A 19,740-nucleotide genomic window follows, 5' to 3' on the forward strand; every position below is an offset into this window, starting at 1 on the left:
TGGCTTATTTACTTTCCTGACTGGCGGATTTCACTTTATCCGATGGCAGTGACGTTGATGTCGCCATCAGCTTGCCTTTTTCCATGTCAGGTAATTGCGCAGCCGGCACACCTTCTTTATTCGGTGCGATCTGCGTACGCATATAGTCATAGCGATCAACGGAAACGCTGTTGCTTTGCTCGGCATTACGTATCACAGTCGGACGCAGAAACACCATCAGATTGGTTTTACCGCGCTTGGCCGTCTGATATTTGAACAAATTGCCAATGACAGGAATATCCCCCAGACCGGTAACTTTTTCGACGGAATCAGAAGTACTGTCTTCCATCAAGCCACCGAGCGCCAGAATCTGCCCATCCTCAACCAGCACATTGGTGGAAATGGAGCGTTGTTTGGTAATCAGGCCAGACGATGTCACTGTCGCAGAATCGTCAATACTCGAGCTTTCCTGATAGATCGCCAGCTTGACTGTACCGCCTTCGGAAATTTGCGGTTTAACGGTCAGTTTCAGACCGACTTCCTTGCGTTCTATGGTCTGGAACGGATTCACACCAGCCGTGCCGGTGGAGGCAGAAGTCGTGAACTGACCGGTGATGAAAGGCACGTTTTTACCGACCACGATTTTTGCTTCTTCATTGTCCAGTGTCACCAGATTCGGCATAGACAAGATATTCGCATTGCCACTACCTTCAAGCACATGCGCCAGCGCCCCCAGCCCCAGCTTGCCGTTGATCTGCTTGAAAACACCGATAGACAAACCATTACCTGGCGTCGGCGTCGCTGCAGTGGCGAGACTGAGAATATTATTCCCCGTGGTGGTGAAAGCCGTACCACCGCCGACACGGTAATTACTATTGCTGTCACCAGATAAACCCAGCCACTGCACGCCGAATTCATTTGCCTTATCTGCATTCACTTCAACGATGAGCGCCTCGACATACACCTGCGCTCGCCGAGCATCCAATTGATCGATCACCGAACGCAGATTTTTGTATACCGCTTCGCTCGCCGTAATAATCAGCGTATTCGTTGCTGCATCAGCCTGAATGAAACCCGCTGCACCGCCAGTGTTACCCGTTACAGAACTGCTACCGGACGATGGAGGCAAACCACCGGTGACACCGGTATTCGTCGTACCCGTTGCGGAATTCGACGCTATCGGACTATTCGTTCCGTTCGCAGCACTACCGGTATTCGACAAACCGGTACTGGCAGGTAAGGCACTGGTATCGCCGGAAATGATGGAACGTAAAGTCTGAGCCAGCTTTACCGCCTCTGCATTCTTGAGATAAACCACATGCACATTACCAGGCAATGCCGTTGGCTGATCCAGTTTGGCAATCAGCTCTTTAACCAGATTCGCCCGCGCAGCGGAAGGGGCGCGTAACAACACAGAATTGGTGCGCGGATCGGCCAGCAAGACTGCACGTCCACCTTCCGTCGCAGCGCCGTTATCGCTGAGCTTACTCACCAATGCAGCGATATCACTCGCCATCGCGTGTTTGATAGGAATCACGTCCATATCCACCGTCGCGGGAACGTCTAAAGACGCAATAATTTTATTCAGACGTTTTAAGTTATCGGCGTAATCGGTAATCACCACCGAGTTATTACCCGGATTCGCATTAATCGTATTATTAGGCGAAATCAATGGCCGCAAAATCGTCACAACATTGGTCGCTGATTCGTAATTCAGTCGGTAAATCTGGGTTGCCACCTGATCGCCTCTGACCGATTCGCCTTTCTCATTCTGCACAGACTGCGTCGGACCTGGTTGCAGTTTGGCGTCAGATTCCGGCACCACTTTGTAATAGCCATCCGCATACACAACCGCATACCCTTGCAGACGCAATGTCGACGTCAGCAGCTTGAACGCCTGTTCTTTTGTCAGCGGTTTTTCCGAGACTAAGGTGACCTGACCTTTCACCCGTGGATCGATGATGAAAGTCGATCCTGTGTAATGACCAATCGCTTTAACAACAGATTCAATATCGGCACCGACAAAATTCAGGTCTGCCGTATTTTGCGCCGCATTTTGTGCCAACACCGAAGAACTGATGAGACAACCGGCACTCAATACTGCCGCTCCTGTCATGACAGACAAATGGCGCATCGGTTTGCGTAAGGAATTGCTGATCATAGCTGCCTTGTTTTTTAATGGATATTTTTTCATTTGAACTATTTAAACTCTAAAGCGATGACATCCTGATCGCCGTCCTTACGGCGCTGCCCCAGCAAATTCAATAAATTTGCCAATCTTGCCTGCTGCCCTTCTTCTGCCCAGGCTTTGCCTGAAAACTGGAAATGGCCGCCGTTTAATGTACCGCTGCCGGCCAACATCATCGGCCCTTTTAAGGTATTCAGATGCAGATCGGCATTTGCGCCGTGTAAATCAAACGCCATGTTGTAGCTACCCAAAGGTTTGACTGGCGACAGACGCGATGCCATTTCCGACAATTCCAGCTGCAACTGCCCATATCCGTTCAGTCTGCCAGCATCCCGGGCAAAGCGTAAATTATTCCACGACATCCGCAATTTCCCGGTAGGCCCTATCGTATTCAGCGGAGCCCCCAGTCCTTCTAACCGCTCTGTCGGCAAGAGCAAACTTGCCGGACTCACCTGCAACTCCGAAAAATTACCCTGTATCTTGACGATGGCCGACAGCGATTCAGGATTATCCAGTTCAGCTTCGACTTGTGCCAACAAGATCAGCGGTGAAATTTTCCACGCAAAGCGTCCCGCAAACAAAGGCGTTACCGGGCCGCTGACACCGGAAGCAACGCCGACAAACGCCGAGCCACGCCAGAACGAACCTTGCACGTCACCGAGACTGAGTCGCCCCTGCGTTTGCTTTTCCAGTAAAGCACCAAGCCAACTGGCAGGCAAAAAAAACAAGACGGATAACGTGATACTGACGATGCCTGTCACCACCCATATCCAGAATCCTGCTGCTGACTTTCCTGACGTCATTCAAAGTCCACCGCGTTGCTGCTTTAATGTCAGGCTGACGTTCACCTGCGCCGGTTCTGGCAAGGCGGTAAAACGTGCTTCCTCGACCGTCAAACGCGAAGATTTTTGGGTTTCCATCAGCCACTCCATGATATTTGCATAGGCGACCGTCTGAATTTGTAAACGCACGATATCGTCCGATACACTTAAGGTTTGTGCCTTGATGCCGCGAGTTGCCAGCGATGCCTCCACGCTCTCACGTGTAACCGGTTCTGTCATTTGCGACAAACCCGCCGCCAGTTTGGATTGTTGTACACTCAGTGCGGTGATCTCGGCAACCTGCTGGCGCAAAACCGGGATCTGCTTCAGTAATTTCGTCCGCCCTGTCAATGCCGGGTCAAGAAAAATCTGATAGACCAGCGCCAGCACAATGACCACTGCTGCGATACTCAGCATGCGGCGCTCGCGTGCATCACGCTGTCCCCAGAACAGATCAAACTCTTGCTTTAATTGCTTCATCATCAGTTTTTCCCTCCGACGGTGATATGCAATATCCCATCTGGTGTTGCTTCCATGCGCATAGACTGTTCTGCCAGCGCCGCACGCAACTGATCAAGCGGAATCTGACCCGGCGATTTCACCTTGACGTTCAGGCCGCGGTCTTTATATTCGACAGACACGACATCGGCTGGCTTGCCCGCCATCACGCGTTCCCACACTTGCGTGAACTGCGCCGCCATCACCGCAAAGTCATTCGGCGCAAACTGACCGGACAAGCGTTTCGCCAGATCCACTTTTTGCCTCATCTGCACCAGAGGATCAGCAATCGTCATCTCTTTAGGAAAGCTATTCTTATACGTCTGCATCAGAGCTGCACTTAAATTCCTGGCTTCGCGTTTGAGGCTGAACCACTCTGTGTTTAAGGCCACGATATTGACTATTACGATTGCAGCCAGCAAACGCAAAGGCCAGCGCCAGGATGCCCAGTCGATTGACGGCTTATGGATAGCACTGACATCGGACATCAGATCTGGTGTTTTCACACCTATGCCGCCAGCACGGTTCTGCCAGCTGATCGCCCGCACCTGAAAACGCTCGCTCAGCGTCAGGGTCTGTAACATCGCCTGATATTGCTCTACTTCACCTGCAGCTACATACAATCCTACATCTGTTTCCGGTACCAGCAAATTCAGCATGGTGATCGCACTGTCACGATCCGCCTCAGGCAAATTGAGCCCCATGCCCTGTGACTCAGATTGTCTGATCGTCAGCGCCAATACGCCGTCACGATTTTCAATCAGTGCTGCAACTTGATTTTCCTGCTGCGGCAGCGTCAGTCCGAGTTGCGATGGAAAAGCAGCGATTTTTTTGACTGGCCAGTCCTTGACCCTGGTCGCAATCAACTCCAGCCACGCTCTGTCGGCGACGGCAACGGTCGCCTCACCATTCACCACCGGTGTCGCCACCAGTGCGACATCGGCAGGATCTGAAGTCAGCTGCTCCTCAAGCAGATTCGGCAACGCTGATTTAAATTTCGCTGCCGACATGGGCGGCACTTTAACCGCAAGCAGACTGACATCACTGGCAGCCAGCAATAAGTGAAGCTGACGGACACCAACAGATAAAGCGCGCAACTCTGCCAGCGTTTGCAGACCTTGCTGGAGTATATTGCCCTCTGCTGAAAACAGGGCAAACGGCAACGTCTGCGAAGACCAGTCCGGGCTGCTCTGCGCAGCGACCCGCGAGGGTAAAGAAATAGTGAGTGTACTTGCCATGTAATTTAGTTGTCTCTTACCCAAAGCACCGTCGTCGATGCATCCTCTGCCCGCTCTATCAACGCGCTGACATCCATCAGCGAGCGGTTCATTTTAACCTTACCGTTCACCACAAAATAATTGGTTGAGGTATCGACTTCTTTTTTTGAAGTCATTTTTGCCTTATCAGGGAAACGCGTTTCAAAATCAGGAAAACCACTGATGTAAGCGCGCTCGCGGCTGGCCACGATCAGCGCCGCATCCGACAGACTCATCCCCTCTATCCGCGCAGCCAGCACCTCGGCAGGAGCCGTATTAAGATTGATGGTCGTAATACCGGATTTGCGAGGCAAGGCGATCACATACGAACGCAATTTATTCACCATCTCCGGCGTATAGCCCGGCACGGACAATAAATCATCAACCTGCGTAAACCGCAGGAATTGTACTGCAGCTTGCGTCTCTTCTGATGTTGTTTTTACACTTCCTCCGTTCGCTGATATTCCACCGGAGTCGGCAGAGGAACTCGCTGGCGTGCTGTCCGGCGCCCCCTTTGGTACTACTGCTTTCGGCTGCGTCTGAGCAATCGCGCTGGCAGTCCGTTGTGCCAGCTCAGCAGAAAAGCGCAAATTCGTCAGCAGGCGGGCAAAGACAGCAGTTTCACGCGGGTCCACCACGCCATCTGTCGCCAGATTATTTAAGTTATACAAAGACTGTGCATCGATGACCTGACCGGACAAGCTTGCATCGCTGGCATCAGTGTCGGCCCGACCATTTTCGACATACTGATCGAGACGCGTGTCTTCAAGTCTGACTGCCCACGGCTCACCCAGATGATCAACATTGCTCTGTTTTTTATCTTCACGCAGGATCAGCCTTGCCCAGTCGATAGCACCACGTAATATCCATTTTTTTTGCAACTGCATGCGCTGATTTTCTATCGAACGCACCTGCACCTGCTGCTGCCAGAACAGACTGGCAACAATCGTGATCGCCAGTGTCGTCAGCAACAACGCAGTCACAACAGCAACACCACGTTGCCGGGGATGATAAAAGGCGATCTGCATCAGCTTGCCCCCAGCAAAAACACTTTAGTCATCGGCGCTTCACGCCCCTGCACTTGCATCGACACTTCCAGTCCGGCCAGTTTCGCACTCTTGATCGCGGGGTTCTTTGCTGCGCCATCCGTCGCAGGGTTTTGTATATCTGTACCGTCGATACGCCAGCCAGTTTCACCTTGTGTCCAGGTGCGCATCGCCAGTGATGTCACATCGGTCTGTAACTGTATAACCGGCGTTATATCGGTATCAGCGGCGGCACTTTGCCAATCGTTTTCTAATGCCGCAATTTCGCGGGTCGGCGCCAGTTCACGCCGCCCCAGTTTGCCATCGATCACGCTGTACACAATCACCTGATACCGTAGCGGCTGGTTATCTTCGAGTACCGAACGGATCAGCATCAGCTTGCTGCCGGCAGCACGCAATACGCTGCGCCCTTGCAGCAAGTTCGCATCCATCAGATGCGCGCAGTCATTTTCGATCTGGGCAAAGGCCAGTTGAATACCGCGTGTCTGCGCCATTTCCGCATTCAGCGCAACGCGTGCGCGCACAATACCGTCCAGACCGCGCCAGCCAAGCACGGCGACAATCGCAAGTATCGTGATCGCGACCAGTAATTCAATCAGGGTAAAACCGCGCATTGCGGAGGGCCGGCGATTACAAGGCATTCGGCACCACCTGGGTCAGCTTGATAATGCGGCGCGAAGGTTTATCTGTTTCATAAACGAAGACTTCGACGCGCCGAAATGAAGGATTCGGCGTCGCAATCACATGCTCTTCGCAAGTCAGTTTTAAATCAGCCTGAGGACATTCAAACGTACGCTCCCCCAGCGATGGCCATTCGCGCGCCAGACGGATTTGCGACAAGCGGTTTTCCGCCGACCATGTCGCCATCAGCGAGATACGCAGGTCATTGCTGTTTTGCGTCAGGCTGCCGACAGCACGCAGGCTCGCGCCCAGTGCAGTACCGACGATGACCAGCGCCACCAGCACTTCAAGCAGGGTAAAACCAGCGTGACGGGAGAATTTCAGGCGCATTTCATTCTACGGAAAAATGTCCGACACCATCGGCGCGGATACGCACGCTGCCATCCGGCACACGTAAAGTGATAATGAAAGGCTTATCGACAGGCTCGCGGCCAAACACAACCCGCACCGCTGCCGCCTGATTGCTTGGCGGCTCCATACTCAGTTCCAGTGGAGAAATACCAAACGCGCGATCACGCAGCATCTCGTCGCGCAACGGCAGCCAGACCCGGTCTTCACGTACCTGAAAACGATAGCCGTACTGATCGGCTTCAAAGGCGACGGGCAGATTGCGCAGAATGGCCTCATCCCGCGCGAGTTGCAACAGCAAGGCGATACGATTCGCGTCTTGTTCGACGCGCTGACGCGGACTCGGCATCGCATTAAACGCGACTGCACCCAGCATCAGACCGGCGATCACCATCACTACCAGCAATTCGAGTAGTGTGAAGCCACGCTGCCTGTTTCGCAGTGTCATGAATGGGAAATAATGCAGGACTTACTGATCCCAAGAACCGATGTCAGCATCTTTATCCACGCCGCCGGGCTGACCATCTGCACCGAGTGAGAAAACGTCGACTTCGCCTTTAATACCCGGTGACAGGTACTGATAAGGATTACCCCATGGATCTTTCGGTAATCGTTCTATGTAACCGCCGGTTTTCCAGCCATTGGCGGCAGGACCGGTAGTCGGCTTGGTAACCAGAGCCTGCAAACCCTGTTCTGTTGTTGGGTAACGCTGATTATCAAGGCGGTATAACTTGAGTGCCGACATCAGGGTCGAAATATCCTGCTTCGCCGCTGAGATACGCGCGTCATCGGTACGCCCCATCAGCTTGGGCACGACCAGCGCCGCCAGGATACCCATAATCACGACCACGACCATAATTTCGATCAACGTAAAACCACGCGAACGACGGGATTGACGAGATGCCGCTGGCAACACTGAAATCGATTGAGAAGTAAACATAAGCCTGTCTATTAGTTCTGATAATTCGGTTAATTCTGAAAATCCACTCTGAATACTCTGGATAGCCGCTTGCATTATCAGGAAAACCGGCACACCGGAACACTGGCGGCCTTTCTTACCTTGATTGTCAGCGTTGTTATTACGCAGATCATCCGAAGCGAAGCAGTATAAAGCGGGAACATGACAACATGATTATTTGTTACTTAAAAATAACAAAAAAAGTGAACTTTTACTATACTCCCCTCTGTTTTTCTGAAAAACACCCTAACGTCAGCATAAACAAAGGGGGGGCAAAAAAATACTCCCCCCAGTATATTTAGGCTGCTCAGGCCAGTTTCAGCGGCAAACTGCGCAAACGCTGCCCGGTCAGCTGAAACACCGCATTCGCCACTGCGGGTGCAATTGGCGGCACGCCCGGCTCACCGATACCCTCAGGCGGCTCTGCACTCGGAATAATCACGACCTCAATCTGCGGCGCTTCGTTGATACGCAGCACCGGATAATCATGAAAATTACTCTGCACGACCTTGCCGTCTTTGATCGTCACTTCGCCGTACAGTGCCGCACTCAGGCCAAAAATGACTGCTGACTCCATTTGCTGCCTGATGATGTTGGGATTCACCGCAATGCCGCAATCGACCGCGCAGACCACCCGGTGCACGCGGATTTGGCCATCCTGCACCGAGACTTCCGCAACTTCCGCCACAACGCTGCCGAACGACTGATGCAAAGCGACCCCGTGCGCGCGGCCTTCTCCGGGCTTACCAGCCTGATTCATCGCGGCATCAAGCACGGTCAGATGACGCTTGCGGTTGGCCAGCAACGCACGACGAAAATCGACCGGATCTGTACCCGCAGCATGCGCCAGCTCATCAATGAAACTCTCTTTAAAAAACGCGTTATGCGAGTGTCCGACTGAGCGCCAGAAGCCGACCGGCACAGGCGTGGGCACAATCACATGGGCAATTTTCTGATGCGCAATGTGATACGGCATGTCAAATTCACCTTCCGCCGTCGTCTTATCCGGTCCTGCGCCGGGCAAACCAAACGTCCGTTTCAGCACCTGATGCACGATGGACGCGGACGCCGATGTATTATCGTAGGCGAGTACCTTGCCCTTATCATCAAGTGCCGCCGTAAACCGCGCCAGTGCTGCCGGACGATACATGTCATGCGCCATATCTTCTTCGCGGCTCCAGATCAGCTTGACCGGCAAGCCCTGCGTCTGTTTGGCAATGGCGACCGCCTGCACCACCATATCCACCTCTAAACGGCGACCAAAACCACCACCCAGAAAGCACATATGCAACTGCACTTGTTCAGCACTGATACCTGCAACTTTGGCGGCCACCGCCACAGCAATGCTCGGCACCTGGGTCGATACCCATAAATCCAGCTTGCCATCTTTCAGTTGCGCCGTGCAATTCATCGGCTCCATCGTGGCATGCGCAAGAAACGGGGCGCGATATTCTGCCTTGATCGTTTTTGCGACGGAAGTACCCGTTGCTGCATCCTTAGACTCAGCCAACACCGCCGCAGGATCACCTTGTTTGTAATAGGTGAAGCCAGATTCGCTATCGAGTTTTTCTGCCAGCTCTTTGAAGACTGATTCCGTCGATAACTGCGCGAGCGCACCGGCATCCCACTCGACCGGCAATGCGGCTAAAGCCGTTTTCGCCGTCCAATAGTTTTTGGCGATGACAGCAACACCTGCGACACCGGCCTCACCAACGGCCTCAGAAAAATCCACCACATGCGTGACGCCAGGCATCGCAAGCACCGGCTGCGGATCGACACGCTTAAGCTTGCCGCCGATGACCGGGCTTAATTTCAACGCCGCAAACAACATTCCGGCTGGGTGCGCATCGATCCCGAACTGCGCGCTGCCATCCACTTTAGCTTTGGCATCGGTGCGCGGCTCGGGATGGCCGATCAGTTTAAATTCTGCAGGCGCTTTCAGCCGTATCTGCGCGGGCTCGGTTTCAGCTGCACTGGCTGCCAGCTCACCGTAAGACTTTTGCTTGCCGGATGTGTGCTTCACCATGCCATTCGCGGTCGTGCACTGATCTGCAGGCACGTTCCACTCTTTCGCCGCCGCGGCAATCAGCATCGCACGTGCTGCTGCGCCAGCTTCACGCAGCGGCAGCCATGCATCCTTAACGCTGGACGAACCACCCGTCACCTGCAAACCCAGTTCGCGCGCGGTTTTCAATGTCATCCACTGAGCGAATTGTTTGATCACACCTTGATCGTCAGGGTGAAAAGGCAGACCATCTGCCAGCATAGAAAGATTGCCGTAGATTTTATCGATGGGCGCTGGCATGGTTTTGACTTGCGCCATCGCGACATCGAGTTCTTCCGCCACCAGCATTTGCAGTGCGGTATGTATGCCCTGCCCCATTTCGCTGCGATGCATGGCAACAGTGACGCTGCCATCTCTGGCAATTTTTATCCAGCCATTGAGCGCGACTTCATCATTCACCACAGGCAAAGAATGTGCCGCGTTCAGACGCTGGCGTGGCGGCATCAGCCCCCATCCAACCAGCAAAGCCCCGGCTGCACCGGCAGCGCCCAGAATAAAGCGGCGACGCCCTGTTTTTTTTATGTCTGACATTACCCGGTCTCCGTTTTCAGTATGTCAGGGCTAACGCAAAGCCGCCACGACAGTATTATGACTCCCGACCATACATTCGTACTGCCTTCGTCGCCATACCCTGCCGGAGCAAATTGCGTAAGTCCTGTATTTTTATGTTGTCACGTTTTTTGTTGAGTTAAGAGTCATTACAGGAAAAGAACGTGTGCTTACGATACGGTAATTACCCGCAATGTCCTTCTCAGGTATTTCGCCGCGGATAGCCTTGCGACAGAATACGTTGCCAGACAACTTCTTTTTGCTCTGGACTCATAAATACCCAGTCTGCCACCTCGGTCACTGTGCGGCCGCAGCCGCGACAAATCTCATCGAAGGTCGTGGAACACACTGCCACACAGGGCGTATCCGGGCGTTCTTTTATTTCAGTCATCACTCATACCATTCAGCGCAGCACTGTTCGTCTCTGAACTGAGAGAGCAACAGCACATTCAAAAATATAACAAACAGGCAGATACCCGCAACGGGAGTAATAGTAACGCTAATTAAGCGGTATCGCTCTGGTGCGAAAATTCTATTTCCTGCAGAACCACCGGCTGGCGAGCAGTTGGATTGACAGCCACACTCAAAGCACAGGAAAATTGAGTCTCTTGCGCTTGCGACTCTGCATAATAAGCACTGCAAGCTGATAAACACTGACCATCTGAAGTACCGGTTCCCGTCATCACTGTCAGCACGACGCTGATCGCAAGCATCAGCACATTCCGTTTTTTCCATTCAATAGAAAATGTAATTCATGGCACAAGATTTTTTTCAAACCCTGATCCTTCTGGTCATCGTTACCGACCCGTTCGGTAACGTACCGATTTTCGTCAGCGCACTGTCCCACGTTTCACCGGAACGCCGCTGGCGCGTCATCGTGCGCGAATGTGGTATCGCATTTGTTTTGCTGCTGTTGTTTATGTTTTTCGGCAAAAATTTTCTGACGGCATTGCAACTATCAGAAATTTCTATCCGTATCGGCGGCGGCGTGATTCTGTTTCTGATCGCGCTGCGTATGGTGTTTCCGCAGGAAGGCGGGATTTTTGGCGACACCGAAGATAAGCACGAACCGTTTATTGTGCCGCTCGCGATTCCAGCGCTGGCGGGCCCGTCTGCACTGGCAACGGTGCTGCTGTTTTCATCTGACAATAATCAGGAAATGCTGGTACATCTGGGCGCGCTGACCGCCGTGGCGGTCGTCTGGCTGATTGTTTTACTGAGCGCAGAACGTATGCAACGGGTATTGGGCGCGCATGTTATGACGGCATTTGAACGACTGATGGGCTTGATCCTTGCCGCAATGTCGATAGAAATGCTGCTGACCGGCTTCCGGGAATATATTAAAACGCTGAGCTGATGAGGCAAGCTCTGATTAAGCAGCAGAATAACAGGCTGTTCGCAGACTCATAGAGACTCACAACGCAGCATCAGATCAGCCTGAATCTCTGAACATCAGAATTCAGGCTGATATTCACTGCCTGACCCGATGCAAGGAAGCAAGGATTCAAATCGTTTTTTAGCCCACGACAGCAGTCACGAATGACGCCAACTCTGCGGCGAACAGTTTGCCGTTAAACGTGAAATAGCCCAGTAAAAATAATGTAAGGGCAATCAGAAACTGCTTCCAGAACTGACGATTCATTGCGATCTCCGATTAAATAATTTTTTTATTTTGTAATTCTGCGATGTCTGCTTCTGAGTAACCGAGCGCAGATAATACCTCGTGATTGTGTTCACCCAGCTTGGGGCCGAGCCATGCGGTTTGCCCCGGCGTTTCTGATAACTTTGGTGAAATCGCGGGCAACTTAATTCCCTCACCATCCGCGAAATGGTGCTGTTCAAACATTTTCCGCGCCTGAAATTGCGGATCATTCATCATATCGCGCACCGAGTATATTTTTCCGACCGGCACATCCGCCGCCTTCAGTATTTGTAAGGCGCTATCGATATCTTGTGTTGCACACCAGTCCTGTATCGCCGCATCAATTTCCGCCGTGCGCGGCACACGGCCGTCATTCCTCAACAACGCAGGATCATGTGCCAGATCATCGCGCTGTATTGCCTTCATCAACCGATGAAAAATCGCATCACCGTTGCCGGCGATCACAATATTTTCGCCGTCGCCCGTGGTATAGGTATTCGATGGCACGATGCCGGGCAACGCTCCGCCAGTGCGTTCGCGAACAACACCAGCCACATCAAATTCCGGCACCAGCGATTCCATCAGATTGAAGACTGATTCATATAAGGCGACATCCACCATCTGCCCCTGCCCTGCGACACTGTGCTCCCCAGATTTTCCGTTCCAGCGTCCACCTGTAACATCACGATGGCGCAAAGCCATCATCGCACCGATCACACCATGCAAGGCTGCGACTGAGTCACCGATAGAAATACCGACCCGCACCGGTGGCCGGTCAGCGTGACCAGAGACATAACGCAAACCACCCATAGACTCACCGATCGCACCAAAGCCCGGCTGATCTTTCATCGGACCGGTCTGACCATAACCAGACAAACGCACCATGATCGTCGCCGGATTCAGCGCCTTCAATTGTTCATAGCCCAACTGCCACTTTTCGAGCACACCGGGGCGATAATTTTCGATAAGGATATCGGCATCCAGCGCGAGCCGGCGGGCAATCTCCTGCCCTTCCTCGCTTTTCATATTCAGGGTGATACTTTTTTTATTCCGCGCCTGCACACTCCACCAGAGTGAAGTGCCGTCTTTTAACACGCGCCACTGACGCAGAGGATCACCACCATCCGGCGATTCGACCTTAATCACATCGGCACCGAATTCCGCCAGCATACGCGCACAAAAAGGCCCCGCGATCAAGGTGCCCAGTTCAAGAACTTTGATGCCAGCCAGAGGGCCCTTGTGATTCTGAGTCATGAGGTAAAAGAATGTAAAAGGAAGTCAGTTTCAGTGTCCGGAGAAAACTTGCATCAGCATTACAAGCATTGCGTTCACATCAGGTGATGCGCCGGTCAAGCATAGCGCGGGCAATCGTGCCGGCATCAACATATTCCAGCTCACCACCGACAGGTACACCACGCGCCAGGCGGCTGACTTTCAGACCACGAGCTTTCAGGGTTTCGCTGATGTAGTGCGCGGTTGCCTCACCTTCGTTAGTGAAGTTCGTCGCCAGCACCACTTCTTTCACTATGCCATTGGTCGCGCGTGCAATCAACTTTTCCAGATAAATGTCTTTAGGACCTATGCCATCCAGCGGCGATAAACGCCCCATCAGCACAAAATACATTCCCTTGAATGTCAGGGTCTGTTCTATCATCATCTGATCCGACGGCGTCTCGACGACGCACAGCATACTGTCGTCGCGCTCTGTGTCCTGACAGGTTTCGCAGATGTCGATCTCGGTAAATGTATTACAAGAAGCGCAGTGGTGAATGCGGTCAACCGCGTTCAGCAAAGCATGGCCGAGCCCGGATGCAGCTTCACGGTCATGCTGCAGCAGATGATATGCCATGCGCTGCGCCGACTTCGGCCCTATGCCGGGTAAGCGGCGCAGGGCTTCCGCCAGATGTTCGAGGCTACCGTTTTTTTTCACGCTCAGAATGGCATTTTGAAGCCAGGAGGCAAAGGCATGCCCGCTGTCAGACCTGACATTTTTTCAGCCGATGTTGCTTCTGCCTTACGTACCGCGTCATTGAACGCCGCCGCCACCAGATCTTCCAGCATATCTTTATCATCGCCAAACAGGGATGGATCAATGGTCACGCGCTTCACATCGTTTTTACATGTCATGACAACCTTCACCATGCCGGCGCCCGCCTGACCTTCCACTTCGATCAGGGCAAGTTGTTCCTGAGCTTTTTTCATGTTGTCTTGCATAGCCTGCGCTTGTTTCATCAAGCCAGCGAGTTGATTTTTCATCATAAGAATTGCTCCTGAAAATTAAGGAAATAAATAAATTAGAAAAAAAGAATGAACAAACCAGATCAGACCGGACGCACACTGCCAGTCACAATTGTGGCGCCGAATTCACGCATCAGGGTTTGCACAAAAGAGTCATTTTGTATTGCCTGCTCCGCCTGTTGTTGCCGCACTTCGCGATCAGCAACCGCTTTTGCGTTAGCAGTCAGCTCTACCGCGCCGATCTTGCTTTCCACCCTGACGTTTTTACTGAAACGTTCAGATAAGGCGGCCGATAACTTATCAACACTGCCTGCGGACAACAAGGTCGACAGTGGCACGCGCAGTTCAAACACGAACGCATTGCCATCTGGCCTGCAATGAATCAATTCACTTTGCTGCGCCAGTTGCTGCGCCACGCCGCGCACAGGCAGACTCGCGGCCAGCACTGGCCAATCGCCATCCCAGCTCAACTCCGGAACCGGGCCTGACCACAAAGTACGATCCTCAGACGCTGGCGCAGTGTTTGCCTGCGTCATCACTGCAGGAACCACTGCCGCAGATTCAGCGGCAGCAGTGTGCTGGACGGAGCGTGCCACAACCGGACTGGCGGACGCCTCGGTTGCGGGTACGGACGCCTGCCAGACATCGTCATCCCACGGTGGTGGCATATCATCCATGCCAACCGGCTCCATTTCCTGCGATGCTCTGGCGGCCGCAGGCCTGCTTACCGGAGCAGGCTCAACAACAGGGGCAATGACAGCGTTCGCAGCAACAGAGACCGGCGCAGACGTTGCAGAAGCCGCTGGGGTAATTGATGGCGGGGCCGGTACGACATCCTTTGCCGGGCTCAACACCACAGCAGGTTTCGTCGCCGACCCGGCTTTTGCACTGGCCGCACGCGCAGCTGCAAGCGCAGCCATTGCCGGACTGACTGGTTTCGATGCTGCTACTCCAGCCACGGGAGGTGCAAAGTTAGCAGTACCTGCGCCGTTGATCGTTGCGGAAGGTGGTGCCGGCATATTTTGCTGAGCCACCCCAGAGTTTTGTTTAGAAGTATTGACCGCTGTCGCAGGTACAGCAGGAGCTGCCACTCTGCCAGGGGGCGCAGGCATCGCATTTCCAGATCGCGGAGCTGGAGCAATACCCGTGCCGCCAGACTGCATCAGCACACCACCATCGACCGGACGGAACGCCAGCATACGTAACAGCGTCATACTGAAACCGGCATATTCATCCGGTGCCAGCGCCAGTTCATTCCGGCCATGCACAGCGATCTGATAAAACAGCTGCACTTCTTCTTTATTAAATACATTTGCCAGTCGCAGCACATGCTCGCGTTCAGGCAAATCGTCGGCTACTGCAGCCGGCACCATCTGTGCAATTGCCAGCTGATGCAGCAAAGTGCCGAGATCCTGCAAAGCAGATTTATACGACAAACTGCGCGCCGCCATTTCATCAGCGACATCCAGCAAGGCTTTACCGTCATTGTCAGCAAGTGCATCCAGTAAACGAATCAGATACGACTGGTCCAGCGCACCCAGCATTCCTTGCACGGCATCAAGACTCACCTTACCCGCGGCGTACGCAATCGCCTGATCTGTCAGAGATAACGCATCCCGCATGGAACCGTGCGCGCCTTGCGCCAGCAGACGCAGCGCGGGCTGCTCGAATTCAATATGCTCCTGCCCGAGAATATTTTCCAGATGACCAACAATATGGCCAGGCGGCATTTGCTTGAGATTAAATTGCAGGCAACGCGACAAGACCGTGACCGGGATTTTCTGCGGGTCGGTGGTTGCCAGAATAAATTTGACGTGCTCGGGCGGCTCTTCCAGCGTTTTCAGCATCGCATTAAACGCGTGGTTGGTCAGCATGTGCACCTCGTCGATCATATACACTTTAAATCGTGCATTCGACGGCGCATAAATTGCCTGCTCCAACAGCGATGCCATTTCATCGACACCACGGTTAGATGCGGCGTCCATCTCTATATAATCAACAAAGCGGCCGGCATCAATAGCGGTACAGGCATCACAGACGCCGCAAGGATTTGCGGTGATTCCTGTTTCACAATTAAAAGATTTGGCGAGAATGCGCGACAACGTGGTCTTGCCGACACCACGTGTTCCGGTAAACAGATAGGCGTGATGCAGCCGCTGCTGCTCCAGCGCATGCGTTAAAGCACGGACCACGTGCTCTTGCCCCACCAGCGTGTCAAAGCTTTTGGGACGATATTTTCGGGCGAGAACTTGATAGGACATCCTGCGATTTTACCCTATTCGGCAAACGTAAAAGTGACTGATATCTTTGATATTGTAAATATCGATCACCAATATCAAGAGGCTTTATCAGAATAATGACCACGCAGCCCGCTGCGCCTGACCTTAATGCTGCAGTACGAAATTAAAATCACGCCGACAGTCTGGCAGCAACAATCCCACCAGAGCTTAGATCCGACTGTTTTCACGATCATTGATGTAATGTTCGAGCCGTCTCAGGATAGCATCGCGGTGATGTAACTCCTGGCGCAGAGCCGCCACTTCCTGACGCAATGCGCGGATATCAAGTTGCAGCTCCCGCTCAAACATTTCCTCTTCTTCGCCAACAAACAAAACGGCAATATTAGCAGTGACCACAGAAAATAATGCATATCCCAGTAATACGATAAACACCGCAAAAATTTTTGATGCCGGCGTCGACGGAACCATATCGCCGTATCCCACCGTCGCCACTGTGGTGAAAGCCAGCCACACCCCATCAGCATAACTTTTAACTCCCGGCTCCAGCCAGTAAAACCCGCCACCCGCTGCGCTTAGCACGAACAACGCCAGTAAGATGATCTGCACCAGATGACTGGGCTTCACATAGCGCAACACCAGCATCGATATCCTCAGCAAAATAACAGCGCATAAGGCAAGCCTGAGTAACCATTCCACCGTACTCCACTTCAGATCCAGCGGCAGACTGCACACCAGACATGCAACAGCGATCACGGCATCCAGCACCAGCTCACTCTTCAGCGGGCGATGTCTGCCTTGTTTGCGATACTGAATATACATATCCAGCACGATAAACAAGGCAACACACGCATACAAAGCATGTCCGGTTGTACGTGCCATTGGCAGTTCATCCATCATCAGCAAATAAAAAGCCGGTATCGACAACAGCAAGCCACTGAAAAGCAAGGGACGCGCAAACCAGGATAAAAAATCTTTTGTGATGGAATGAATAGTTTTCGCCATATATATGTTGTCTGATGTGAAAAACAGAAAACCGCCGGAAGAATGTCCCGGGACAAAGCCAAGATACAGTGAAACTGCTGAACGTAAAACAAGCAACCAGAATCAGGGCGCGCAACCGATTCAGGCTGTTGTTTATCAGTCAGAAGTAAGCAGTGGAAGTAAAAGTGAGATTATCAGATGAAGTCTGACAGAAGAAGAAACTGGTTGGCGAGCCTGATCTGCGGCACTTGCGGTAAATGACTGTGGCTGCTTCGTTCCCGACCTGACCAGATTGGCCATGCCGCAATGCGCAGGGGCCCGCCAGCCAGCATTATAGCGTAATCCGCCGCGTATTTGTACGAGTTTCCGTGCAATCGATGTCACTTAAAAAAATCCTGCGAGACAAAGTCTCTTGCCATATGGTCGCGGTAGCACCAAGAATGCTCTGCTGCGGCAAACTGAAACGCAGTATGCCGCAGCAGCGAGCAACACTCCTTATATATATCCAACTGAGTATGCAAAAAAACATCGTACTGTAACTGCCATCACAATGATTTTCCGCTCCACACCATCATTTTGCATAAATGCAGCACGAGCAATACTTTGCGCTACAGCCCCAGCTGTTGCCAGATCTGATCAACCCTGTCTCTGACTTCGTCTGTCATCGTGATCGTCGTTCCCCATTCACGGTCGGTTTCACCCGGCCATTTATTAGTCGCATCGATTCCCATCTTACTGCCCAGACCACTTACCGGAGAGGCGAAATCCAGATAATCGATAGGCGTGTTATCAACCAGTGTGGTGTCGCGTAATGGGTCAACACGGGTAGTGATAGCCCAAATTACCTCTTTCCAGTCGCGGATATTCACATCTTCATCCACCACCACAATGAATTTGGTATACATAAACTGACGCAGGAAACTCCAGACGCCAAACATCACCCTCTTGGCATGCCCGGCATACGATTTTTTCATCTGCACGACCGCCATACGGTAACTGCAACCTTCCGGTGGCAAATAAAAATCAGTAATCTCGCTGAACTGCTTTTGCAGCAAAGGAATGAATACTTCATTCAGAGCGACACCGAGTATAGCGGGTTCATCCGGAGGTTTGCCGGTATAGGTGGAATGGTAAATAGGATCGCGTCGCATAGTAATACGATCGATAGTGAATACCGGAAACCAGTCCTGCTCATTGTAATAACCAGTGTGGTCGCCATACGGTCCTTCCAGCGCATGCTCATAGCCGGAAGGATGACCTTCATCCGGATAGATATGCCCTTCCAGTACAATTTCTGCCGAGGCCGGTACGCGCAATTCACTGCCGATTGCTTTGACCAGCTCAGTACGGCTGCCACGCAACAGACCGGCAAACTGGTATTCGGACAGACTATCCGGCACCGGCGTCACTGCGCCTAAAATTGTGGCAGGATCAGCACCAAGTGCGACAGCGATAGGATAAGGCTTGCCTTTATTGATAATGCAATGTTCGCGGAAATCCAGCGCACCGCCGCGGTGAGCAAGCCAGCGCATAATCACCTTATTCCGCCCAAGCACCTGCTGGCGATAGATACCCAGATTCTGACGCTTCTTATTCGGCCCCTTGGTAATCACCAATCCCCATGTAATCAGCGGCGCGACATCACCCGGCCAGCAGTGCTGTATCGGCAGGCGGGAAAGATCAACATCATTTCCCTCCCATACAATCTCCTGACACTTCGCGCCACGGACTTCTTTCGGCGCCATATCCCACACTGCTTTGACCAGAGAGCCCATACCCACCAGGTCTTTGAAGCCCTTCGGTGGTTCCGGTTCTTTCAATGCCGACAGCACATGGCCGATCTGGCGCAATTCACTGACATCAGTTGCTCCCATACCAAGCGCAACGCGACGCGGTGTGCCAAATAAATTTGCCAGCACAGGAACACTGTGACCCGCAGGTTTATTGAATAAAAGTGCAGGACCTTCTGCGCGCAGGGTGCGATCACAGACCTCCGTCATTTCCAGATATGGTGACACTTCTATATCTACCTGCTTTAATTCGTCGATTCGTTGCAGCTGAGAAATAAAATCTCTCAAATCAAAATATTTAATCATTTTTCGCTTTTTTACATGTCTGAATCAGATGATCAAGCTTAATTCGCCAAGTGCTTGATTTTATTGAATTTTGCTGCATTGCAGTATATTTTATTATATCTATAAGTTATATTAAACGTTTTTGATAGTATTGACTCGATATAAAACCGCCCCT

At 52.3% G+C, this 19,740-nt stretch carries 20 protein-coding genes and 1 other RNA gene; 1 reads left to right on the forward strand and 20 read right to left on the reverse strand.

Going from position 1 to position 19,740, the window contains the following annotated elements; genetic code table 11:
• Positions 1-4 precede the first annotated feature (4 nt).
• The 12 genes from gspD to ACPAOP_RS09355 all read right to left on the reverse strand — a co-directional run bounded on the left by gspD (position 5) and on the right by ACPAOP_RS09355 (position 11,102).
• Positions 5-2,173 carry a type II secretion system secretin GspD gene (gspD, locus tag ACPAOP_RS09300; protein ID WP_423707763.1) on the reverse strand — a complete coding sequence of 723 codons (2,169 nt, stop codon included), beginning with the start codon at positions 2,171-2,173 and terminating at the stop codon, positions 5-7.
• Positions 2,174-2,178: 5 nt separating this feature from the next.
• On the reverse strand, positions 2,179-2,970 hold the full coding sequence (gene gspN / locus ACPAOP_RS09305) for a type II secretion system protein N (RefSeq protein WP_423682040.1): 792 nt from the start codon (positions 2,968-2,970) through the stop codon (positions 2,179-2,181).
• A complete protein-coding gene (gene gspM / locus ACPAOP_RS09310) occupies positions 2,971-3,471 on the reverse strand; it encodes a type II secretion system protein GspM (protein WP_423682038.1) in 501 nt (166 codons plus the stop codon).
• Positions 3,471-4,724 (reverse strand): type II secretion system protein GspL, encoded by a 1,254-nt coding sequence (gene gspL, locus ACPAOP_RS09315; RefSeq protein ID WP_423682037.1) that lies wholly within the window; start codon positions 4,722-4,724, stop codon positions 3,471-3,473. The genes gspM and gspL overlap by 1 nt, the downstream gene beginning before the upstream one ends.
• Before the next feature lie 5 nt (positions 4,725-4,729).
• The gene (gspK, locus tag ACPAOP_RS09320) at positions 4,730-5,770 is read right to left on the reverse strand and encodes a type II secretion system minor pseudopilin GspK (protein ID WP_423682036.1); all 1,041 of its coding nucleotides are present in this window, start codon (positions 5,768-5,770) and stop codon (positions 4,730-4,732) included.
• Positions 5,770-6,402, reverse strand: a complete 633-nt coding sequence (locus ACPAOP_RS09325; RefSeq protein ID WP_423707764.1) for a PulJ/GspJ family protein — start codon at positions 6,400-6,402, stop codon at positions 5,770-5,772. The genes gspK and ACPAOP_RS09325 overlap by 1 nt, the downstream gene beginning before the upstream one ends.
• 16 nt (positions 6,403-6,418) lie before the next feature.
• The gene (gspI, locus tag ACPAOP_RS09330; RefSeq protein WP_423682034.1) at positions 6,419-6,799 is read right to left on the reverse strand and encodes a type II secretion system minor pseudopilin GspI; all 381 of its coding nucleotides are present in this window, start codon (positions 6,797-6,799) and stop codon (positions 6,419-6,421) included.
• A gap of 1 nt (position 6,800) precedes the next feature.
• Positions 6,801-7,265 (reverse strand): GspH/FimT family pseudopilin, encoded by a 465-nt coding sequence (locus ACPAOP_RS09335; protein ID WP_423682032.1) that lies wholly within the window; start codon positions 7,263-7,265, stop codon positions 6,801-6,803.
• Positions 7,266-7,286: 21 nt separating this feature from the next.
• Positions 7,287-7,757 carry a type II secretion system major pseudopilin GspG gene (gspG, locus tag ACPAOP_RS09340; RefSeq protein ID WP_423682031.1) on the reverse strand — a complete coding sequence of 157 codons (471 nt, stop codon included), beginning with the start codon at positions 7,755-7,757 and terminating at the stop codon, positions 7,287-7,289.
• Between the two features lie 325 nt (positions 7,758-8,082).
• Positions 8,083-10,371 (reverse strand): molybdopterin cofactor-binding domain-containing protein, encoded by a 2,289-nt coding sequence (locus ACPAOP_RS09345; protein ID WP_423682030.1) that lies wholly within the window; start codon positions 10,369-10,371, stop codon positions 8,083-8,085.
• Between the two features lie 220 nt (positions 10,372-10,591).
• Positions 10,592-10,780 (reverse strand): DUF1289 domain-containing protein, encoded by a 189-nt coding sequence (locus tag ACPAOP_RS09350; RefSeq protein WP_423682029.1) that lies wholly within the window; start codon positions 10,778-10,780, stop codon positions 10,592-10,594.
• A 112-nt stretch (positions 10,781-10,892) separates the two neighbouring features.
• A complete protein-coding gene (locus ACPAOP_RS09355; RefSeq protein ID WP_423682028.1) occupies positions 10,893-11,102 on the reverse strand; it encodes a hypothetical protein in 210 nt (69 codons plus the stop codon).
• Between the two features lie 41 nt (positions 11,103-11,143).
• Between ACPAOP_RS09355 and ACPAOP_RS09360 the strand changes: the two genes are divergently transcribed.
• Positions 11,144-11,746 carry a MarC family protein gene (locus tag ACPAOP_RS09360; protein ID WP_423682027.1) on the forward strand — a complete coding sequence of 201 codons (603 nt, stop codon included), beginning with the start codon at positions 11,144-11,146 and terminating at the stop codon, positions 11,744-11,746.
• A 159-nt stretch (positions 11,747-11,905) separates the two neighbouring features.
• Here ACPAOP_RS09360 and ACPAOP_RS09365 read toward each other — a convergent pair whose 3' ends face one another.
• The 8 genes from ACPAOP_RS09365 to ubiD all read right to left on the reverse strand — a co-directional run bounded on the left by ACPAOP_RS09365 (position 11,906) and on the right by ubiD (position 19,583).
• Positions 11,906-12,031 (reverse strand): hypothetical protein, encoded by a 126-nt coding sequence (locus ACPAOP_RS09365; RefSeq protein WP_423682026.1) that lies wholly within the window; start codon positions 12,029-12,031, stop codon positions 11,906-11,908.
• Between the two features lie 12 nt (positions 12,032-12,043).
• Positions 12,044-13,285: a CaiB/BaiF CoA transferase family protein gene (locus ACPAOP_RS09370; RefSeq protein WP_423707765.1), complete on the reverse strand. Its 1,242-nt coding sequence runs from the start codon at positions 13,283-13,285 to the stop codon at positions 12,044-12,046.
• Positions 13,286-13,364: 79 nt separating this feature from the next.
• Complete coding sequence (gene recR, locus ACPAOP_RS09375; protein WP_423682024.1) at positions 13,365-13,961, reverse strand: recombination mediator RecR; 597 nt, start codon at positions 13,959-13,961, stop codon at positions 13,365-13,367.
• Positions 13,962-13,963: 2 nt separating this feature from the next.
• Positions 13,964-14,290: a YbaB/EbfC family nucleoid-associated protein gene (locus ACPAOP_RS09380; RefSeq protein WP_423682023.1), complete on the reverse strand. Its 327-nt coding sequence runs from the start codon at positions 14,288-14,290 to the stop codon at positions 13,964-13,966.
• Between the two features lie 62 nt (positions 14,291-14,352).
• Positions 14,353-16,530: a DNA polymerase III subunit gamma/tau gene (locus tag ACPAOP_RS09385; protein WP_423707766.1), complete on the reverse strand. Its 2,178-nt coding sequence runs from the start codon at positions 16,528-16,530 to the stop codon at positions 14,353-14,355.
• A gap of 186 nt (positions 16,531-16,716) precedes the next feature.
• Complete coding sequence (locus tag ACPAOP_RS09390) at positions 16,717-17,511, reverse strand: potassium channel family protein (protein WP_423707767.1); 795 nt, start codon at positions 17,509-17,511, stop codon at positions 16,717-16,719.
• 203 nt (positions 17,512-17,714) lie between these two features.
• An RNA gene (gene ffs, locus ACPAOP_RS09395) (signal recognition particle sRNA small type) lies at positions 17,715-17,813 on the reverse strand.
• A gap of 285 nt (positions 17,814-18,098) precedes the next feature.
• Positions 18,099-19,583 carry a 4-hydroxy-3-polyprenylbenzoate decarboxylase gene (gene ubiD / locus ACPAOP_RS09400; RefSeq protein WP_423710001.1) on the reverse strand — a complete coding sequence of 495 codons (1,485 nt, stop codon included), beginning with the start codon at positions 19,581-19,583 and terminating at the stop codon, positions 18,099-18,101.
• Between the last annotated feature and the right edge of the window lie 157 nt (positions 19,584-19,740).

The organism is Undibacterium sp. WLX3042, assembly GCF_049544825.1.
In the GTDB taxonomy this organism is placed as follows: Bacteria; Pseudomonadota; Gammaproteobacteria; order Burkholderiales; family Burkholderiaceae_D; genus Undibacterium.

Excerpts from the sequence above, each read along its gene's own strand:
- ACPAOP_RS09325 (WP_423707764.1), bottom strand. The coding sequence starts at position 6,402 with ATGCGCGGTTTTACCCTGATTGAATTACTGGTCGCGATCACGATACTT.
- gspK (WP_423682036.1), bottom strand. The coding sequence starts at position 5,770 with ATGCAGATCGCCTTTTATCATCCCCGGCAACGTGGTGTTGCTGTTGTG.
- gspN (WP_423682040.1), bottom strand. The coding sequence starts at position 2,970 with ATGACGTCAGGAAAGTCAGCAGCAGGATTCTGGATATGGGTGGTGACA.
- gspD (WP_423707763.1), bottom strand. The coding sequence starts at position 2,173 with ATGAAAAAATATCCATTAAAAAACAAGGCAGCTATGATCAGCAATTCC.
- ACPAOP_RS09370 (WP_423707765.1), bottom strand. The coding sequence starts at position 13,285 with ATGACTCAGAATCACAAGGGCCCTCTGGCTGGCATCAAAGTTCTTGAA.
- gspM (WP_423682038.1), bottom strand. The coding sequence starts at position 3,471 with ATGATGAAGCAATTAAAGCAAGAGTTTGATCTGTTCTGGGGACAGCGT.
- ACPAOP_RS09365 (WP_423682026.1), bottom strand. The coding sequence starts at position 12,031 with ATGAATCGTCAGTTCTGGAAGCAGTTTCTGATTGCCCTTACATTATTT.
- gspI (WP_423682034.1), bottom strand. The coding sequence starts at position 6,799 with ATGCGCCTGAAATTCTCCCGTCACGCTGGTTTTACCCTGCTTGAAGTG.
- gspG (WP_423682031.1), bottom strand. The coding sequence starts at position 7,757 with ATGTTTACTTCTCAATCGATTTCAGTGTTGCCAGCGGCATCTCGTCAA.
- ACPAOP_RS09355 (WP_423682028.1), bottom strand. The coding sequence starts at position 11,102 with ATGCTTGCGATCAGCGTCGTGCTGACAGTGATGACGGGAACCGGTACT.
- ACPAOP_RS09345 (WP_423682030.1), bottom strand. The coding sequence starts at position 10,371 with ATGTCAGACATAAAAAAAACAGGGCGTCGCCGCTTTATTCTGGGCGCT.
- gspL (WP_423682037.1), bottom strand. The coding sequence starts at position 4,724 with ATGGCAAGTACACTCACTATTTCTTTACCCTCGCGGGTCGCTGCGCAG.
- ACPAOP_RS09380 (WP_423682023.1), bottom strand. The coding sequence starts at position 14,290 with ATGATGAAAAATCAACTCGCTGGCTTGATGAAACAAGCGCAGGCTATG.
- ACPAOP_RS09390 (WP_423707767.1), bottom strand. The coding sequence starts at position 17,511 with ATGGCGAAAACTATTCATTCCATCACAAAAGATTTTTTATCCTGGTTT.
- ACPAOP_RS09385 (WP_423707766.1), bottom strand. The coding sequence starts at position 16,530 with ATGTCCTATCAAGTTCTCGCCCGAAAATATCGTCCCAAAAGCTTTGAC.
- ACPAOP_RS09360 (WP_423682027.1), top strand. The coding sequence starts at position 11,144 with ATGGCACAAGATTTTTTTCAAACCCTGATCCTTCTGGTCATCGTTACC.
- ACPAOP_RS09350 (WP_423682029.1), bottom strand. The coding sequence starts at position 10,780 with ATGACTGAAATAAAAGAACGCCCGGATACGCCCTGTGTGGCAGTGTGT.
- ACPAOP_RS09335 (WP_423682032.1), bottom strand. The coding sequence starts at position 7,265 with ATGACACTGCGAAACAGGCAGCGTGGCTTCACACTACTCGAATTGCTG.